Origin of the sequence: Marinomonas sp. SBI8L, assembly GCF_001624705.1 — a bacterium.
Lineage (GTDB): Bacteria > Pseudomonadota > Gammaproteobacteria > Pseudomonadales > Marinomonadaceae > Marinomonas.
The window spans coordinates 241,009-255,625 of the sequence record NZ_JSEO01000006.1 but is presented as its reverse complement, the minus strand read 5'-3'; the positions used below and the strand labels follow the sequence as shown (position 1 = coordinate 255,625).

General features: G+C 40.9%; 14 protein-coding genes. 13 read left to right on the top strand and 1 reads right to left on the bottom strand.

The genetic code is table 11. From position 1 onward, the window contains the following. Position 1 precedes the first annotated feature (1 nt). The 3 genes from OA91_RS11475 (at position 2) to OA91_RS11465 (ending at position 2,946) form a co-directional block, all read left to right on the top strand. Positions 2–1,096 carry an ABC transporter ATP-binding protein gene (locus tag OA91_RS11475; RefSeq protein ID WP_063338339.1) on the top strand — a complete coding sequence of 365 codons (1,095 nt, stop codon included), beginning with the start codon at positions 2–4 and terminating at the stop codon, positions 1,094–1,096. A gap of 189 nt (positions 1,097–1,285) precedes the next feature. Beyond that, positions 1,286–2,029 (top strand): DUF1499 domain-containing protein, encoded by a 744-nt coding sequence (locus OA91_RS11470; protein ID WP_063338338.1) that lies wholly within the window; start codon positions 1,286–1,288, stop codon positions 2,027–2,029. 296 nt (positions 2,030–2,325) lie between these two features. Next, positions 2,326–2,946 (top strand): TetR/AcrR family transcriptional regulator, encoded by a 621-nt coding sequence (locus tag OA91_RS11465; protein WP_082827909.1) that lies wholly within the window; start codon positions 2,326–2,328, stop codon positions 2,944–2,946. A gap of 36 nt (positions 2,947–2,982) precedes the next feature. Here the strand turns inward: OA91_RS11465 and OA91_RS11460 are convergent, their stop codons facing one another. Beyond that, positions 2,983–4,758 (bottom strand): DEAD/DEAH box helicase, encoded by a 1,776-nt coding sequence (locus OA91_RS11460; protein ID WP_063338337.1) that lies wholly within the window; start codon positions 4,756–4,758, stop codon positions 2,983–2,985. Positions 4,759–4,915: 157 nt separating this feature from the next. On the opposite strand from OA91_RS11460, the gene OA91_RS11455 reads away from it, so the two are divergent. The 10 genes from OA91_RS11455 (at position 4,916) to OA91_RS11415 (ending at position 14,587) form a co-directional block, all read left to right on the top strand. Continuing rightward, entirely contained in the window at positions 4,916–5,578 is a 663-nt protein-coding gene (locus OA91_RS11455) for a 2OG-Fe(II) oxygenase (RefSeq protein WP_063338336.1), read from the top strand. 228 nt (positions 5,579–5,806) lie between these two features. Next, positions 5,807–5,974 carry a periplasmic nitrate reductase, NapE protein gene (locus OA91_RS24055; protein WP_082827908.1) on the top strand — a complete coding sequence of 56 codons (168 nt, stop codon included), beginning with the start codon at positions 5,807–5,809 and terminating at the stop codon, positions 5,972–5,974. Between the two features lie 10 nt (positions 5,975–5,984). Further along, complete coding sequence (locus OA91_RS11450) at positions 5,985–6,563, top strand: ferredoxin-type protein NapF (RefSeq protein ID WP_063338335.1); 579 nt, start codon at positions 5,985–5,987, stop codon at positions 6,561–6,563. Further along, complete coding sequence (locus tag OA91_RS11445; RefSeq protein ID WP_082827906.1) at positions 6,560–6,913, top strand: chaperone NapD; 354 nt, start codon at positions 6,560–6,562, stop codon at positions 6,911–6,913. The genes OA91_RS11450 and OA91_RS11445 overlap by 4 nt, the downstream gene beginning before the upstream one ends. Positions 6,914–7,014: 101 nt before the next feature. Continuing rightward, a complete protein-coding gene (gene napA, locus OA91_RS11440) occupies positions 7,015–9,510 on the top strand; it encodes a nitrate reductase catalytic subunit NapA (RefSeq protein WP_063338333.1) in 2,496 nt (831 codons plus the stop codon). A gap of 16 nt (positions 9,511–9,526) precedes the next feature. After that, positions 9,527–10,018, top strand: coding sequence for a nitrate reductase cytochrome c-type subunit (locus tag OA91_RS11435; protein WP_063338332.1), 492 nt, complete (start codon positions 9,527–9,529; stop codon positions 10,016–10,018). Between the two features lie 11 nt (positions 10,019–10,029). After that, entirely contained in the window at positions 10,030–10,632 is a 603-nt protein-coding gene (locus OA91_RS11430; RefSeq protein ID WP_063338331.1) for a cytochrome c3 family protein, read from the top strand. A gap of 139 nt (positions 10,633–10,771) precedes the next feature. Next, a complete protein-coding gene (gene moaB / locus OA91_RS11425; protein WP_063338330.1) occupies positions 10,772–11,314 on the top strand; it encodes a molybdenum cofactor biosynthesis protein B in 543 nt (180 codons plus the stop codon). A gap of 162 nt (positions 11,315–11,476) precedes the next feature. Continuing rightward, positions 11,477–12,520 (top strand): oxygen-dependent tRNA uridine(34) hydroxylase TrhO, encoded by a 1,044-nt coding sequence (gene trhO, locus OA91_RS11420; protein WP_063338329.1) that lies wholly within the window; start codon positions 11,477–11,479, stop codon positions 12,518–12,520. Positions 12,521–12,877: 357 nt separating this feature from the next. Beyond that, a complete protein-coding gene (locus OA91_RS11415; protein WP_231870359.1) occupies positions 12,878–14,587 on the top strand; it encodes a family 14 glycosylhydrolase in 1,710 nt (569 codons plus the stop codon). Positions 14,588–14,617: the final 30 nt, after the last annotated feature.

The window sequence follows — 14,617 nt, the reverse complement described above, 5'->3', positions numbered from 1 at the left end:
AATGGCAGAAATTGAATTAAAAAATATTGCTCATAGTTATCAGTCTTCTCAATTTAAAGACTCCAACATTGAAGATTTTGTTATTCATTCCATGGATCATGTTTGGGAGCATGGTGGAGCCTATGCTTTATTAGGGCCATCTGGTTGTGGTAAATCCACTTTACTGAATATCATTTCTGGCTTGTTACAACCCTCTCAAGGAGAGGTGCTTTTTAATCAAGAGTCTGTGAATCAAGTACCGCCCGAATCTAGAAATATTGCCCAAGTTTTTCAGTTTCCTGTTGTCTATGACACCATGTCTGTATATGACAATTTGGCTTTTCCTTTACGTAATGCTGGATTACACGAATCTAAGGTGAGATCTAAGGTTAATGAAATTGCCGAATTGCTAGAACTTCATGGGGTGCTGAACAAGCGAGCTAAAAAACTCACTGCTGATGAAAAGCAAAAAGTTTCTATGGGAAGAGGGCTTGTTCGTGATGATGTTTCGGCGATTCTATTTGATGAGCCTCTGACCGTGATTGACCCTGCTTTGAAGTGGAAATTACGTCGAAAGTTAAAGCAAATTCATGGCAAGTTTAATATCACCATGATCTACGTAACCCATGATCAGTTAGAAGCTTCTACTTTCGCTGATAAAATTGCAGTTATGTATGAAGGTAAAATAGTGCAATTTGGAACACCAAAAGAATTATTTGAAGATCCTGCTCATACTTTTGTAGGGCATTTTATTGGTAGTCCAGGGATGAATATCTTCCCTGCTAAATTGAACTCAATGGGAGTCTCAATCGGTAATTGTCATCTTGCATTAGAGCAAAAAGTCATCGCTGAATTAAATAATAAAACCTATAGCTTGTTAAAAGTCGGAATAAGACCAGAGTTTGTGCATGTGTGGGATAAGCCCTACGAGGATGCTTTATTATGCGATGTAGAGCGATGTGATAACATGGGAACTTATAAACTATTGCACTTACGTATCTCTGATTTTGCTTTTATTGCGAGGTTAAGAGAGGAACAAAGCGTGCCAAAAATAAAAGCTTATGTTAGCTTCCCACAGCAATGGTTGAGACTTTACTTGGATGATTATTTATTATGAGTGATATTAGTGAGTCGAATACTAACACGAGTTATTTGACAAGTTTGTGGCACAATTCTGTAAGTAAAATGGCCTGTAAAAGATAATTATGCAAATAAAAAGGAATCAATCTTGAATCGCTTTCCCACCTCTATTTTCTACTCTCTCTCCACGCTATTGTGTTTTTAAAGAAGAATATTTGAGTTATATATGCAACGTTTCATTCCAATTACATTATACGGATTAATTATTTTGGCCGGTTCAATGGCCTTTGTTTCAATAGCGGGGGTTCGAGTTGGATTACTAGAACCTGTCGTTGGTTTTATACTGATTAAAAAAACTGTTTTAGCGGCTATTTTTCTTTTCTTCTTTTCTATTTTTGCTTATTGGAAATGTCAGGAAGCCTGTAATAAGGAGAAGCGTTGCTTTATAGCAGCCTGCATTCTTTTCTCTGGTTTATACTCTGGTGCTTGGTTATCATTTTATGTTCCTAAAATGAATTTGCCTTTAATTAACGATATAACAACGGATACGAAAACTCCGCCTGCTTTTATTACCATGAGTAGCTTCAGGCATGCTGGAGACAACGAAATCAGTTATTCGAAAGAGTTTGCAGCCATCCAAGAAAAAGCCTACCCACAAGTACAGCCTGTTATCACAGATGAATCTTCAAGCCTTGTTTTTCGTAAAGTAGTGGACCTTGTCAGGCAGCAAGGTTGGCAAGTGGTATCTTTATACCCAACTGCTGGGGTGATAGAGGCAACTGCTACAACTCCTGTATTCTGGTTTATGGATGATGTGGTTGTTAGGGTGAGATCAGTTGATGGTAAAACACGAGTAGATATGCGCTCTTGTTCACGCATTGGTAATCATGATTTTGGTAAAAATGCTCATCGTATAGAAGATTTTATGTCTGAACTTAGCCTAAGCCTAGAAAACCTAAACGAATCTTAGATAAGCATAAAATCAAGCAACTCAAATAAGAGCTAGCAGGTTTCTCTAGCTCTAAATTAGTATTTATCACCCTTGTATTCCTTCTAACGTTTCTGTTATTTCGCAATATATTGAACGCCGACAAGAGCAAATTGCTAAATTTATCAGAGTAGGTTATGGCATGATATACACAGATAATCGCCCTAAAATCGTTGAAATTAACGATATTGCCTTTTAGAAGAATGAAACGTGATATATAGCTTTTATCATCAAATCCTTTAAAATAGCGGGCATTATTTTATCTCTTAGGTTGTGTTATGTCAGCGAAGACAAAAATGCCCAATTCTCGCCAGCAGCAAAAAGCGAATACCCGATCAAAGCTTAAGCAAGTAGCGAAGGCATCCTTTTTAAAGCAAGGAATAGAAGCCACAAATACCCGTGCAATCAGTGCGCAGGCAGAGGTTGCTGTGGGGACCTTCTTTGCTCACTTTCCTGATAAAATGACCTTAATTAAAGAAATTTTCTTTGATGAGATGGATGCCTCGTTACATCAATCTGCCAATGAGTTAAGCGCCACACCAAAACCTCATCCTTGTGATTTTTTATACCATTATTCGCAGAACCTATTTGACTTCTATCTTGAGTATCGTGAGTTTACCTTACTCGTGCTGGGGCAAAGCTTATTACAAAAAGGTTTTTTTCAGACTCAATTACAGGTACTGACGCAAGGTGTGATGCAAAGGTTTGATGCCGTTGGAGTAGACGAAACTTCATCGCGTATTTTTGCCGAGAACATGGTGGCAAATTTTCAGCAGGCTTTATTGGATATGTTGGCAAGCCAAGCAGACACAAAAAATGCCTGGCTAACCCGTTTATTGCAACTTAACAGGCCATTTGAACATATGTATCAAACGGCCGAAGAACGCTTTAAAGGTTAAGTTAAATCAATAGTCATAGTGAAAGTGGTTCTAGCGTTAAGCTCTTTCATTATGAGATAGCTGGTTAGCTTTGCGGTAAGCACCTTGATAATCAAATAGCCTTTGGGTCACTTTCCAATAATGTTGTGATTTACGCGCAATAACAAAATCAGGGTGAGGTAAATAGGGTAAAAAGGGCGTGATTTCCTTTGCCTGGCTTATGGTGACTTGGGTGATGCCAGAGGCGATGCGTTTGACAAACTCTTGTTGAAAGGCTTTTCTTCTCGCTACATTATTGAGTTTGAAATTCTCAGAAAGCTCATTCCCATCTTCATCAAAGTAGCGCACAAATACGGTATTTTCTTTTTCATTTAATTCAACTTTAATACCTGCACAGCGAATGATTTTCGCATCTTTTAGATTCAATGCTTTTTTAAGTAACTCATCGGGGTCAATAATATCCTTGTGACAGGTTTGGCACACTCTAGCGGCAATGTCATTTTCACCATCGCAATGAGGGCAGCTTTTAAATTTAAAGCGGTAGTCGCAAGCTTCTTCACCATCTGGGGTTTCAGCGATACCATGGCAACGACGGCCATAATGCTCAATAAGTTGACCTTCCTCGTCTGTTTTACCCCAAAACGTATTTTGAAAACCACATTGGGGGCATTCTACCATCACAGCTTCGCTATCTTTATTTGGCTTTTTCTCGCCAACTTCTGGGGCAAATAGATCATAGCCGTTACCCGCATAATCCAGAATTAAGCAGCTTTCTTTACCTTCATCTAAACGTAGGCCACGGCCAACAATTTGCTGATAAAGACTAATGGATTGCGTTGGTCTTAATACTGCTATCATGTCCACATGGGGCGCATCAAAGCCTGTGGTTAATACGGATACATTAACCAGAAAACGATAACGCTTTTGTTTAAAATCTTGGATGATTTGATCTCTGTCACCATGACTGGTGGCGCCTGTAATTAACGCGGCAGATTCAGCTGACAGATAACCCATTATCTCATTTGCATGTTTTACGGTGGCGGCAAAGATCATTACACCAGTACGCTTTTTTGCTAACTCAATTACTTGTTCCAAAATGGCTTGAGTCACTCTTGGGTATTGACCAATTAAATGGTTTAAATCCTTTTCACTTGCATTGCCAAAAGCATTGGTTTCAAGTGCACTAAAATCGTAGTTAGCGATAGTGGCGTCATGGACTGTCGGCGGTGTGAGGAAGCCATGTTTGATCATATAACGTAGTGGCAGTTCGTAAATACACTTCTTAAAGACAGTCTCTTTTTGGCTGCGATTAAAGCCATGGTAGTGGTTTTGATAAATCCAACCAAAGCCAAGTCGAAAGGGGGTCGCTGTGAGGCCTAAAGTTTTAATATCTGGGTTAACTTGGCTTAAATGAGCCAATATCTTTTGATACTGGCTGTCTTCATCCATGGCAACCCTATGACACTCGTCAATGACCAATAAGCTAATAGGGTCTTTAAAGTCAGACAGATTAGGTAAGACGGACTGTACACTGGCAAACGTGACTTGATGATCTAAAGACTTTTGCTTTAATCCAGCTGAATATATCCCAGCAGAACGTCCTGTTAGACAAAATTTTGCATGATTTTGCTCAACTAACTCTTTCACATGGGTAAGGCAAAGTACTCGACCTCGAGCAATATTGGCAAGTTCGGCGATAACTAAGCTTTTACCGGCACCTGTCGGTAAGACAATGACCGCTGGGTCTTGGGTTTGCCGAAAGTGGGACAGGGTTGCATCGACTGCATCCTGTTGATAGTCCCTCAATGTATAGGGTTTTATAGAGTCTGACATTGCTGTGATCTTAAACTTGGATAAATTCTTCGTTATTTCGTCTCATTACTTGGTCATGGCCTAGGTTGAAATCAAGGTTTGTGCCTCTACAAGTAAGATTGTTTCGCGTATTATGCGCCTTCACTGGATTCTAACCTAATGTATTTTTGGAATATTTATGCAATTTGATGCAGATATCACGGGCTTTTTTCAAGCCGAAGCTTTGACCCAATTGATTGAAGATATTCGCTTACAAGGGTATAGCATTCAGGATAACTTGCTTGATGATAGCTTGGTAAGCAGATTACAAAACGAAGCCGAATCACTTGATGTCAGCCAAATGAAGCTTGCGGGTGTTGGGCGCAAACAAGATTATATACAAGAGCAAGATTCAAGACGTGATTATATCTGTTGGTTAGAAGACTCTCATTCTGCGGGCCGTGACTTCATTCAAGCTATGGATCTGCTTAAGCAGATTTTAAACCGCCAATTCATGCTCGGTTTGTTTGACTATGAATCTCATTATGCTCGCTACCAAGCGGGCGGTTATTATGAAAAGCATCTTGACGCGTTTAAAGGAAAAAGCAATCGAGTGCTCTCTACCGTGCTTTATCTCAACGATAACTGGCAAGCTGAAGATGCGGGTGAGTTTGTATTATTTGATGAACATGACCATGAAAAAGAAGTTGGTCGTTATTTACCAAAAAAAGGCCGATTAGCGGTATTTTTAAGTGAAGATTTTCCTCACCAAGTAATAGCCGCAAATCGCCAAAGACACAGTATTGCAGGCTGGTTTCGTATTAATAACTCAGTATCTGGTACCATAGATCCAACACGTTAATACTGATATAAAGTTAAAGATATAACTTAAATTCAACTTAAGCTCACTTTTGTCAATGTTGAATAAAATGCTCTGATTTACATCATGATTATGGGACTTAGAGCCTAATTAGGGATAAAAAATGCTTATCTCTGATGCAGGTCAGACCCTTCTCTCATTTACATAGATATACCAAATCTAAAGGCGTAGCTTTCTCCTATAGCGATATACCACTATAGGAGGGTGCTAATGGCTAACAAGCAAAATACCCCAACCCCGCGCACTAAAATGGCAGAGTTAAACACCTCTCTGTTCCTTACATTTATCCTGATTCCATTACTGACAATAGGTGGCATCGCCGCTTATGGTTTTGTTGTTTGGTTTTTGCAGATTCTTAATGGTCCGCCAGGTAGCTAGGGGGGGAGTTATGCAAATTAACCACTCCAGACGAGCGCTTTTTTTAAAACCTTTTACGGTTGCCGAGCACGCTAGTGAGCACAGCTATTTACCTTTAAGACCGCCTTGGTCTTTAGCTGACTGTGACTTTCTCGATCAATGTAGCCGCTGCCACCTATGTATTGATACCTGTGAAGAAAACATTATCAAAGTAGGTGATGCCGGTTATCCAGAATTAGATTTTAGCAAAGGTGAGTGTAGCTTTTGTGAGGCATGTTTGAAGACTTGCGAAGGTCAGTTTAAGCAAGGTTTGCTTGATGGAAATCTCAGTAAAAGCTCGCCTGCTATTGTGAAAAAAGTCGGTTTAGCTCCTTTCTATTTTGATTTGAAAATCGACGATACCTGTTTAAGTAAACACAAAGTTGCTTGTCAAAGTTGCCAGGAGGTATGTGAAAGCGAATCTATCTCGATGAAATGGTTGTCTTCCATTCCTGTCCCGGAAATAGCGTCAGATGATTGTACTGGTTGTGGAGCCTGTCTCTCTATCTGCCCCTCTAATTCTTTCATGATGTCAGCACTGGCATCACCCAATACGTTAGGACACTCATGATGAACAGCAATGATAGTCACATTAGTAGTTTTATTCTTTATTGTCGTCCAGAAAAACAGCAATCCGTTGAGCAAGGATTAAGCGCTGTTGAGCATGTTGAGCTTCATGGCAAGGACGGTAACGGCAAGTTTGTGCTAGTCACAGAAGCTCCGCACCAAGGCATTATTTTGGACCGTATTGAACAAATTAATCAGCTAGATGGCGTGATAGATGTCTCCATGGTTTATCACCAAATCATGCCAAATAGTGAGTTAGGTGATCATGTGCAAGAGGAAGAGGCGAGCCAGCTAATAAAGGCTAAAGACGCCATTCAATTTTGTGAAAAAGAGATGTCAGCCATTAGCAGTTAAAGCTGATTCTAACTCACTCAAAGTAAGACGATAGAAAACATAGAAAGTTACAAGAAAACAAAGTTTGTGTGTCACAAGCCTGTAAGAGCTGGAGAAACCGAATGAAATTAACCCGCCGAGATGTCATTAAAGCCCAAGCTGCAACTGTTGCGGCTTCTGTCGCTGGAATTAGCTTGCCAGCAAGTGCGAGTAACCTGATTACCTCAAGTGCTGCGAATGAACTAACCTGGTCAAAAGCACCGTGTCGTTTTTGTGGTACTGGCTGTGGTATTAGCGTTGCTACTAAAAATGGCAAGGTTGTTGCCACTCATGGGGATGTGAAAGCCGAGGTAAATAAAGGGCTTTCGTGTGTTAAGGGGTACTTTTTATCTAAAATTTTGTATGGCAAAGATAGACTAACTCAACCTTTATTGCGCAAAAGAGATGGCGTTTATCATAAAGAAGGTGAGTTCACACCCGTGTCTTGGGATGAAGCTTTCGACATCATGGCTGATAAATGGAAAGCCACGTTAAAGGCAAAAGGGCCAACTGGCATAGGTATGTTTGGTTCTGGTCAATGGACGGTTCATGAAGGTTATGCAGCCGTAAAACTGATGAAGGCTGGGTTTCTGTCTAACAATATTGATCCAAATGCTAGGCACTGCATGGCATCAGCTGTGGGTGGCTTCATGCGTACCTTTGGTATCGATGAACCTATGGGGTGTTATGACGACTTTGAGAGCTCAGATGCTTTTGTGCTTTGGGGCTCTAATATGGCAGAGATGCATCCTATTTTATGGACGCGTATTGCTGACCGTCGTTTGAGTCATCCTCATGTAAAAGTGGCAGTCCTATCTACTTATAAACACAGATCATTTGATTTAGCGGATATTCCGGCGATTTTTACACCGCAAACTGATTTAGTTTTACTCAATGCGATTGCGAATTACATTATTGAGAGCGGCAATGTAAACCAGTCATTTATTGAAAAACACGTGAACTTCAGAGAAGGGGTAACTGATATTGGTTATGGTTTAAGGCCGACTCATGAACTAGAGAAAAAGGCTAAAAATGCGAACAAAGCAGGGGCATCTAAAGCCATCGATTTTGCTGCCTTTGCTGAGTTTGTGAAACCTTATACCTTTGAATATGCTGAAAAAATGTCTGGTGTGCCCGCTGCCAATATCGAAAAAATTGCCAAGCTTTACGCCGATCCTAGTACCAAGGTGATGTCTTTGTGGACTATGGGGGCTAATCAGCATACCCGTGGAGTATGGACAAATAACCTGCTTTATAACATTCACCTGTTAACAGGCAAAATTTCAGAGCCAGGTAATGGACCTTTCTCATTAACAGGCCAGCCTTCTGCATGCGGTACTGCCCGTGAAGTTGGGACTTTCTCTCACCGTTTACCTGCTGACATGGTCGTCGCTAACCCAGAGCATAGAGCTTATTCAGAAAAGGTATGGAAACTACCTAAAGGGATACTTAACCCTAAACCTGGCGCACATGCGGTTAAACAAAGCCGAGACCTAAAGGACGGCAAGATTAATGTTTACTGGTTGCAGGTAAATAACAACATGCAGGCAGGTCCTAACATTAACGAAGAAATGTTACCAGGCTATCGTAATCCAGATAACTTTATCGTCTGCTCTGATCCTTATCCAACGGTTACTGCAGAAGCCTCCGACTTGATTTTGCCAACTGCCATGTGGGTAGAAAAAGAAGGCGTTTATGGTAACGCTGAACGTCGAACTCAAGCTTGGTATCAGTTAGTTAACGCACCCGGTGAAGCGCGATCTGACCTATGGCAGCTGGTGGAGTTTTCTAAACGTTTTACCACGGAAGAAGTGTGGCCAGCCGAAGTCTTGGCTAAGAACCCTGCTTATAAAGGTAAAACCCTGTTTGATGTCCTCTTCAAGAATGGCCAAGTGGATAAATTTCCTCTGTCACACATTAGCCAAGACTATGAGAACCAAGAGTCAAATGACTTTGGCTTCTACTTGCAAAAAGGCTTGTTTGAAGAATATGCCGCTTTTGGACGGGGGCATGGACATGACCTCGCTGATTATGACAGGTACCACAAAGAGCGAGGCTTACGCTGGCCAGTGGTGAATGGTAAGGAAACCCAATGGCGCTTTAAAGAAGGCTCAGATCCTTATGTAAAAGCGGGAACAGGCTATCAGTTTTATGGCAAGCCGGATAACCGAGCTGTCATTTTTGCCTTGCCATATGAACCCCCTGCAGAAAGTCCAGATGCTGAGTTTGATATGTGGTTAAGCACAGGACGTGTGCTAGAGCACTGGCACACAGGCTCTATGACTCAAAGGGTGCCTGAGCTTTATAAGTCTTTCCCTGATGCGCTTTGTTATATGCATCCTAAAGATGCTAAGCAACGGGGTTTACGCCGAGGTGATGAGGTACGTGTGATCTCCCGTCGTGGTGAGATTAAAACGCGAGTTGAAACCCGTGGCCGCAACAAACCACCCGTGGGCTTAGTCTTTGTGCCTTTCTTTGATGCAACTCAGCTTATTAATAAGGTGTGTTTGGATGCCACAGATCCAATTTCTAAGCAAACAGACTTTAAAAAATGTGCTGTCAAAATTGTTAAAGCCTAAGTGAAGGAGAATGATGATGTTTAAAATTTTCACCCAAAAATGGCTAACAGGTTGCTTTGGTTTAGGGCTGCTTGGCTTAAGTCTGTTTGTATCTGGTGTATCCAATGCACAAGCACAAGACGTCCAAATAGCCACGATGCGTGACAATATCTTATTAACCGAGGAGGTTGCGCCGCCGGCAATTGCTAAGGTAGAAAATAAAGACTTGAAACGTATGCGTGATTACCCGCAACAACCACCAACCGTGCCTCACATTATTAGCAAATATCAAATTGATAAAAATGTGAACCAGTGTATGGATTGCCATGCTAGAGATAAAGCCAGTGATGTTCAGGCGACACCTGTAGGTGTGAGTCATTACCTCAATCGTGAAGATGAGTACCAAGCAGGCATGTCACCAAGACGTTATTTCTGTACTCAATGTCATGTGACTCAAACAGAGTCAAAGCCTTTGATAGACAATGTGTTTGTTGATGTAAATGACTTGATGAAACCAGCAGCTAAATAAGTAGGTCGAGTATGAAAAATATTTTGGCATTAATTAAGTTGGGCTGGCAGATACTATCTCGTCCAGCGGTGCATCTTTCTCTTGGATTTTTGGTGATCACAGGCTTTGTGTCAGGGGTGATTTTTTGGGGAGGATTTAACACGGCTATGGAATTAACCAATACCGAAGCTTTCTGTATTAGTTGTCACGAGATGGAAGACAACGTGTATATGGAGCTGCAGAGTACGATTCACTATAGTAACCGTTCTGGCGTGAGAGCGATTTGTTCTGATTGCCATGTTCCTCATGCTTGGAGTGACAAAATAGCCCGTAAAATGCAGGCTTCAAAAGAGGTCTGGGGTAAAATTTTTGGCACGATTAATACACGTGAGAAATTTGAAAATAAAAGACGAGAATTAGCTGAGCATGAGTGGGCAAGGCTAAAAGCAAACAATTCATTAGAGTGTCGTAATTGTCATGAGTTTGACTCAATGGACTTTACTCGACAAAGCAAACGAGCGGCTTTTCAGCATTCTGGTGCACTTGCCAGTGGTGAGAAAACCTGTATCGATTGTCATAAAGGGATTGCTCATAAATTACCTGATATGGCTGGGGTTCAAGGGATAAGTCACTAACCTTTTTAGATAAACCTGCCTATCTCAAGGACACTATTATTGGCTGTTCAACATCACTACTAATAGTGTCTTACAGATAGGCGCGCTCTATCAATTCTATTGGATAATTAATTGCCTGACAGAAGGCTTTGGAGACACCATGGGAAACCATGTAAGTAAAGAGTTTGTTCCTCTACGTATTGCTGTTTTAACCGTATCGGATACCCGCACAAGGCAGACAGATACATCGGGGAAACATCTTGTTGAGGCGCTTCAAAGCGCTGGGCATCATTATGAAGATAAAATCATCTGTAAGGATGATATTTATGAAATTCGTGCCTATTTATCTGCGTGGATCAGTGCTGCTGAGGTTAATGTGGTTCTGATAACAGGTGGTACAGGCTTTACCAGTCGTGACTCAACCCCCGAGGCGATTACGCCTTTACTTGATAAAACCATTGATGGCTTTGGTGAGTTATTTAGACACTTATCTTATGCTGATATTGGTACTTCTACTGTACAGTCTCGCGCGTTAGCTGGACTTGCTAATAATACTTTAGTGGTGGCAATGCCGGGTTCAACAGGAGCATGTGATCTGGCTTGGCAGGGCATCTTGAAAGAGCAGCTAGACTCTCGTCATGGGCCTTGTAATTTTGTGCCTCATTTAGCGGCTGATGCTAAGTGTTGTGAAACTCGTCTCTAATATCAGTCAGTAAAATACATAAAGAAAATACACTTCAAAAAGAAGAATCGGGTTTTTAGATATTTTGTTTAAAAACTCGAATTCTTTGACGAATATCACTATAATGCGCGCCTTAATTTTAACTGCTCTGGTTTTACGTTCCAGACCGCATTGGAGTGATACATGTCTCAATCTACCCGTACTAATACCCCCACAGAAAATACAGAACAGGTTGTTGTCTGTGCTTTATACAAGTTTGTTACCTTAAAAAACTATGTTGAGTTAAGAGAGCCTTTATTAGCTTGTCTTACTGACAATGAGGTACGTGGTACCTTGTTATTAGCTGAAGAGGGTATTAACGGTACTGTGGCAGGAAGCCGTGCTGGTATTGATGCTATGTTAGCTTGGTTGGATCAACAACCAGGTCTTGAAAATATTGTCTCGAAAGAATCTTATGATGAGGCGATGCCGTTTTACCGCACTAAGGTAAAACTGAAAAAAGAAATCGTTACCATGGGTGTAGAAGGCATAGATCCAAAAGAAGTTGTTGGTACTTATGTGAAACCAAAAGATTGGAATGCTCTTATTTCTGATCCTGATGTAGTTTTGGTTGATACACGTAATGACTACGAAGTACAAATCGGTACCTTTAAAAATGCGGTAAACCCTAAAACGGATACTTTCCGTGAGTTTCCTGCTTATGTTGAAGAAAACATGGATCCAGGCAAACAAAAGAAAGTGGCTATGTTCTGTACGGGTGGTATTCGTTGTGAAAAATCGACAGCTTATATGAAAGAGCAAGGTTTTGAAGAGGTTTACCACTTAGAAGGCGGTATTCTTAAGTACTTAGAAGAAGTGCCAAAAGAAGAAACACTTTGGGAAGGTGACTGCTTTGTTTTTGATAACCGAGTCTCAGTGAATCACGACCTTGAAAAAGGTGAATATGACCAGTGTCACGCTTGCCGTATGCCAATTACCAAAGAAGAGCAAGAAGATGAGCGTTTCCAACAAGGTGTGAGCTGCCACCATTGTTTTGATAAGTACACAGATGCACAACGTCAGCGCTTTATTGAACGTGAGCGTCAAGTACAGTTAGCTAAAGAACGTGGCGAAGAACATATAGGAGCAGAAGTTTCCGATGCTGTGATGAAACACCGCCAAGAAAAGCAGGATGATAAAGAGCGTCAGCGCCTGTTAAGAGAAAAAAGACAAGCGACAAAGGCGTAATTTCAATTAATTGAAATTAGGTTCATTGTAAAGGCCAGTATGAAGTGTCTTCATACTGGCTTTTTTTATGTTTTAAATTTTGTTGTTAAGATAATTTTAAGATGTTTTTTGTCATTTGGCTTTTTTGAATTCTCATAATAAATTAAATTAAAACAATGTCTTATAAGTTATTTTTTTCATCATATGTGACTGTCTGTGTTGCTTCTTAAAATTGGCTTTTGTGATAAAGGATTAAGGGAAAATTGAGTTCGCTTATGGCTTGAGCTAAGGAAAATGTCAAAACTATACTGTTTCGCACCTTAAGAGGGCGGTATGCCAAGCAGAGCCCATAACAATAAAATTTTATAGGGAATGAAAATGAAGAAACAAATTGCGCTATTAACCACGCTCACTAGTGCCTGTTTTTATCCTCTGATGTTAGAGGCAAATCAAGCCAAAACAGTGAACGTGATGGCTCCATTAGAAATTACGAATGAGGCTGCTTGGAATACCTTTCAAAACCAGCTCTATACCGCTAAAAATATGGGCATAGATGCTGTTTCTGTGGATGTTTGGTGGGGTAAGGTGGAAGCCGCTGGCGATCAAAACTTTGATTGGACCTACTATGACAAGGTGGTTGAAAAGTTAGAAAACGCCTCGTTGCATTGGGTACCCATTATTAGCATGCACCAATGCGGTGGCAATGTTGGGGATGACTGTAATATCCCACTACCGAATTGGATTTGGACTGCCTATGGTTCAGTTAATCAAAATGACCTTAAGTATTTGAGTGAGCAGGGTAACTACTCCCAAGAAACGGTTTCGCTTTGGGCAGATGATCTTGTATTACCTCAATATCAGCAGTTTTTAGAAGCGTTTGAATCACAATATGCCAGCAAAGCGAGCATGATAGACGAAGTTAATATCTCTATGGGGCCCGCAGGTGAGTTGAGATACCCTTCTTATAATAGTCATGATACGGGAACGGGTTACCCTACAAGAGGGGCTTTCCAAGCTTATGGGGCTAGAGCTGTAACAGATTTTCAAAATTGGAGCATGACGAAATACCAAAACTTGGCGGGTATAAACCAAGCTTGGTCATTATCTTTGACCAATATTAATCAAGTGACACCACCATCAAATGCAGATTTCTTTATCAATCAAGGGGATCAGTTCAATACTCAATATGGTAAAGACTTTATTCGTTGGTATCACGAGAGTTTGGTGGCACATGGCAAACGTATGATGGATATGGCTATTACCAGCTTGGATGGCGCCCTTAACAATGTTGAGTTAGGTTTTAAAATCCCTGGTATTCATTGGAAAATGGGGATTACAGATAATACTCGTCGATCAGCAGAAATGGCAGCGGGTTTGATTCCTTCTGATATCGACTTAACAAGCCGTAATACGGCCCATGGTTATGAAACCATCTTATCCTTAGTTGAAAGTTATAAAGCAAACCCAAGGTCTGTGATATTACACTTCACGGCTCTTGAAATGGATAACCAAAACTTTGCTCCACAATATAGTTTGGCTAAAGATTTAGTCTTTTGGGTGGCAGAAGGTGCGGCCGATAAAGGCGTTGTGATTAAGGGAGAGAATGCACTTGCAGGTGGTGTTGCAACCCAAACAGGCTGGAACAATATCGAAAATGCCTTTCGTTATGCCAGTTACGAAGGCATGACGGTATTACGTATTGGCGATGTGACTAACGGCGGCACAGGTCAATCATGTTATAGTCAATTTATTACTAACTTCAAAGCTGATACAAACCAAGGCAGCCAAGCCCATGTTAGCTTTAGCTGTAATAATGCGACAACCTATTTGGGTCAAAGTGTTTATGCGGTGGGCAACATTGATGCTTTGGGTAATTGGCAGTCAGCTCAAGGGGTTAAGTTAGACCCAGCAAATTACCCAAATTGGCAAGGTATTGTATCAGTACCTGCGAATACTCAAATCGATTGGAAATGTGTGAAGCGTGAAGACACGGATGCTAGTGCAGGTGTTGAATGGCAAGGTGGTGCTAACAATCAAATCACCTCAGGTAATCTTGGCCAAACAGTACAATCTAGCGCTAATTTTTAAGTTTTTCATAAAAGTTTAAAGCAGGCTTTA

Coding starts and splice junctions, on each gene's coding strand:
- napA (WP_063338333.1), top strand. CDS start 7,015: ATGAAATTAACCCGCCGAGATGTCATTAAAGCCCAAGCTGCAACTGTT.
- OA91_RS11450 (WP_063338335.1), top strand. CDS start 5,985: ATGCAAATTAACCACTCCAGACGAGCGCTTTTTTTAAAACCTTTTACG.
- OA91_RS11470 (WP_063338338.1), top strand. CDS start 1,286: ATGCAACGTTTCATTCCAATTACATTATACGGATTAATTATTTTGGCC.
- moaB (WP_063338330.1), top strand. CDS start 10,772: ATGGGAAACCATGTAAGTAAAGAGTTTGTTCCTCTACGTATTGCTGTT.
- OA91_RS11445 (WP_082827906.1), top strand. CDS start 6,560: ATGATGAACAGCAATGATAGTCACATTAGTAGTTTTATTCTTTATTGT.
- OA91_RS11475 (WP_063338339.1), top strand. CDS start 2: ATGGCAGAAATTGAATTAAAAAATATTGCTCATAGTTATCAGTCTTCT.
- trhO (WP_063338329.1), top strand. CDS start 11,477: ATGTCTCAATCTACCCGTACTAATACCCCCACAGAAAATACAGAACAG.
- OA91_RS11415 (WP_231870359.1), top strand. CDS start 12,878: ATGAAGAAACAAATTGCGCTATTAACCACGCTCACTAGTGCCTGTTTT.
- OA91_RS24055 (WP_082827908.1), top strand. CDS start 5,807: ATGGCTAACAAGCAAAATACCCCAACCCCGCGCACTAAAATGGCAGAG.
- OA91_RS11465 (WP_082827909.1), top strand. CDS start 2,326: ATGTCAGCGAAGACAAAAATGCCCAATTCTCGCCAGCAGCAAAAAGCG.
- OA91_RS11460 (WP_063338337.1), bottom strand. CDS start 4,758: ATGTCAGACTCTATAAAACCCTATACATTGAGGGACTATCAACAGGAT.
- OA91_RS11435 (WP_063338332.1), top strand. CDS start 9,527: ATGTTTAAAATTTTCACCCAAAAATGGCTAACAGGTTGCTTTGGTTTA.
- OA91_RS11455 (WP_063338336.1), top strand. CDS start 4,916: ATGCAATTTGATGCAGATATCACGGGCTTTTTTCAAGCCGAAGCTTTG.
- OA91_RS11430 (WP_063338331.1), top strand. CDS start 10,030: ATGAAAAATATTTTGGCATTAATTAAGTTGGGCTGGCAGATACTATCT.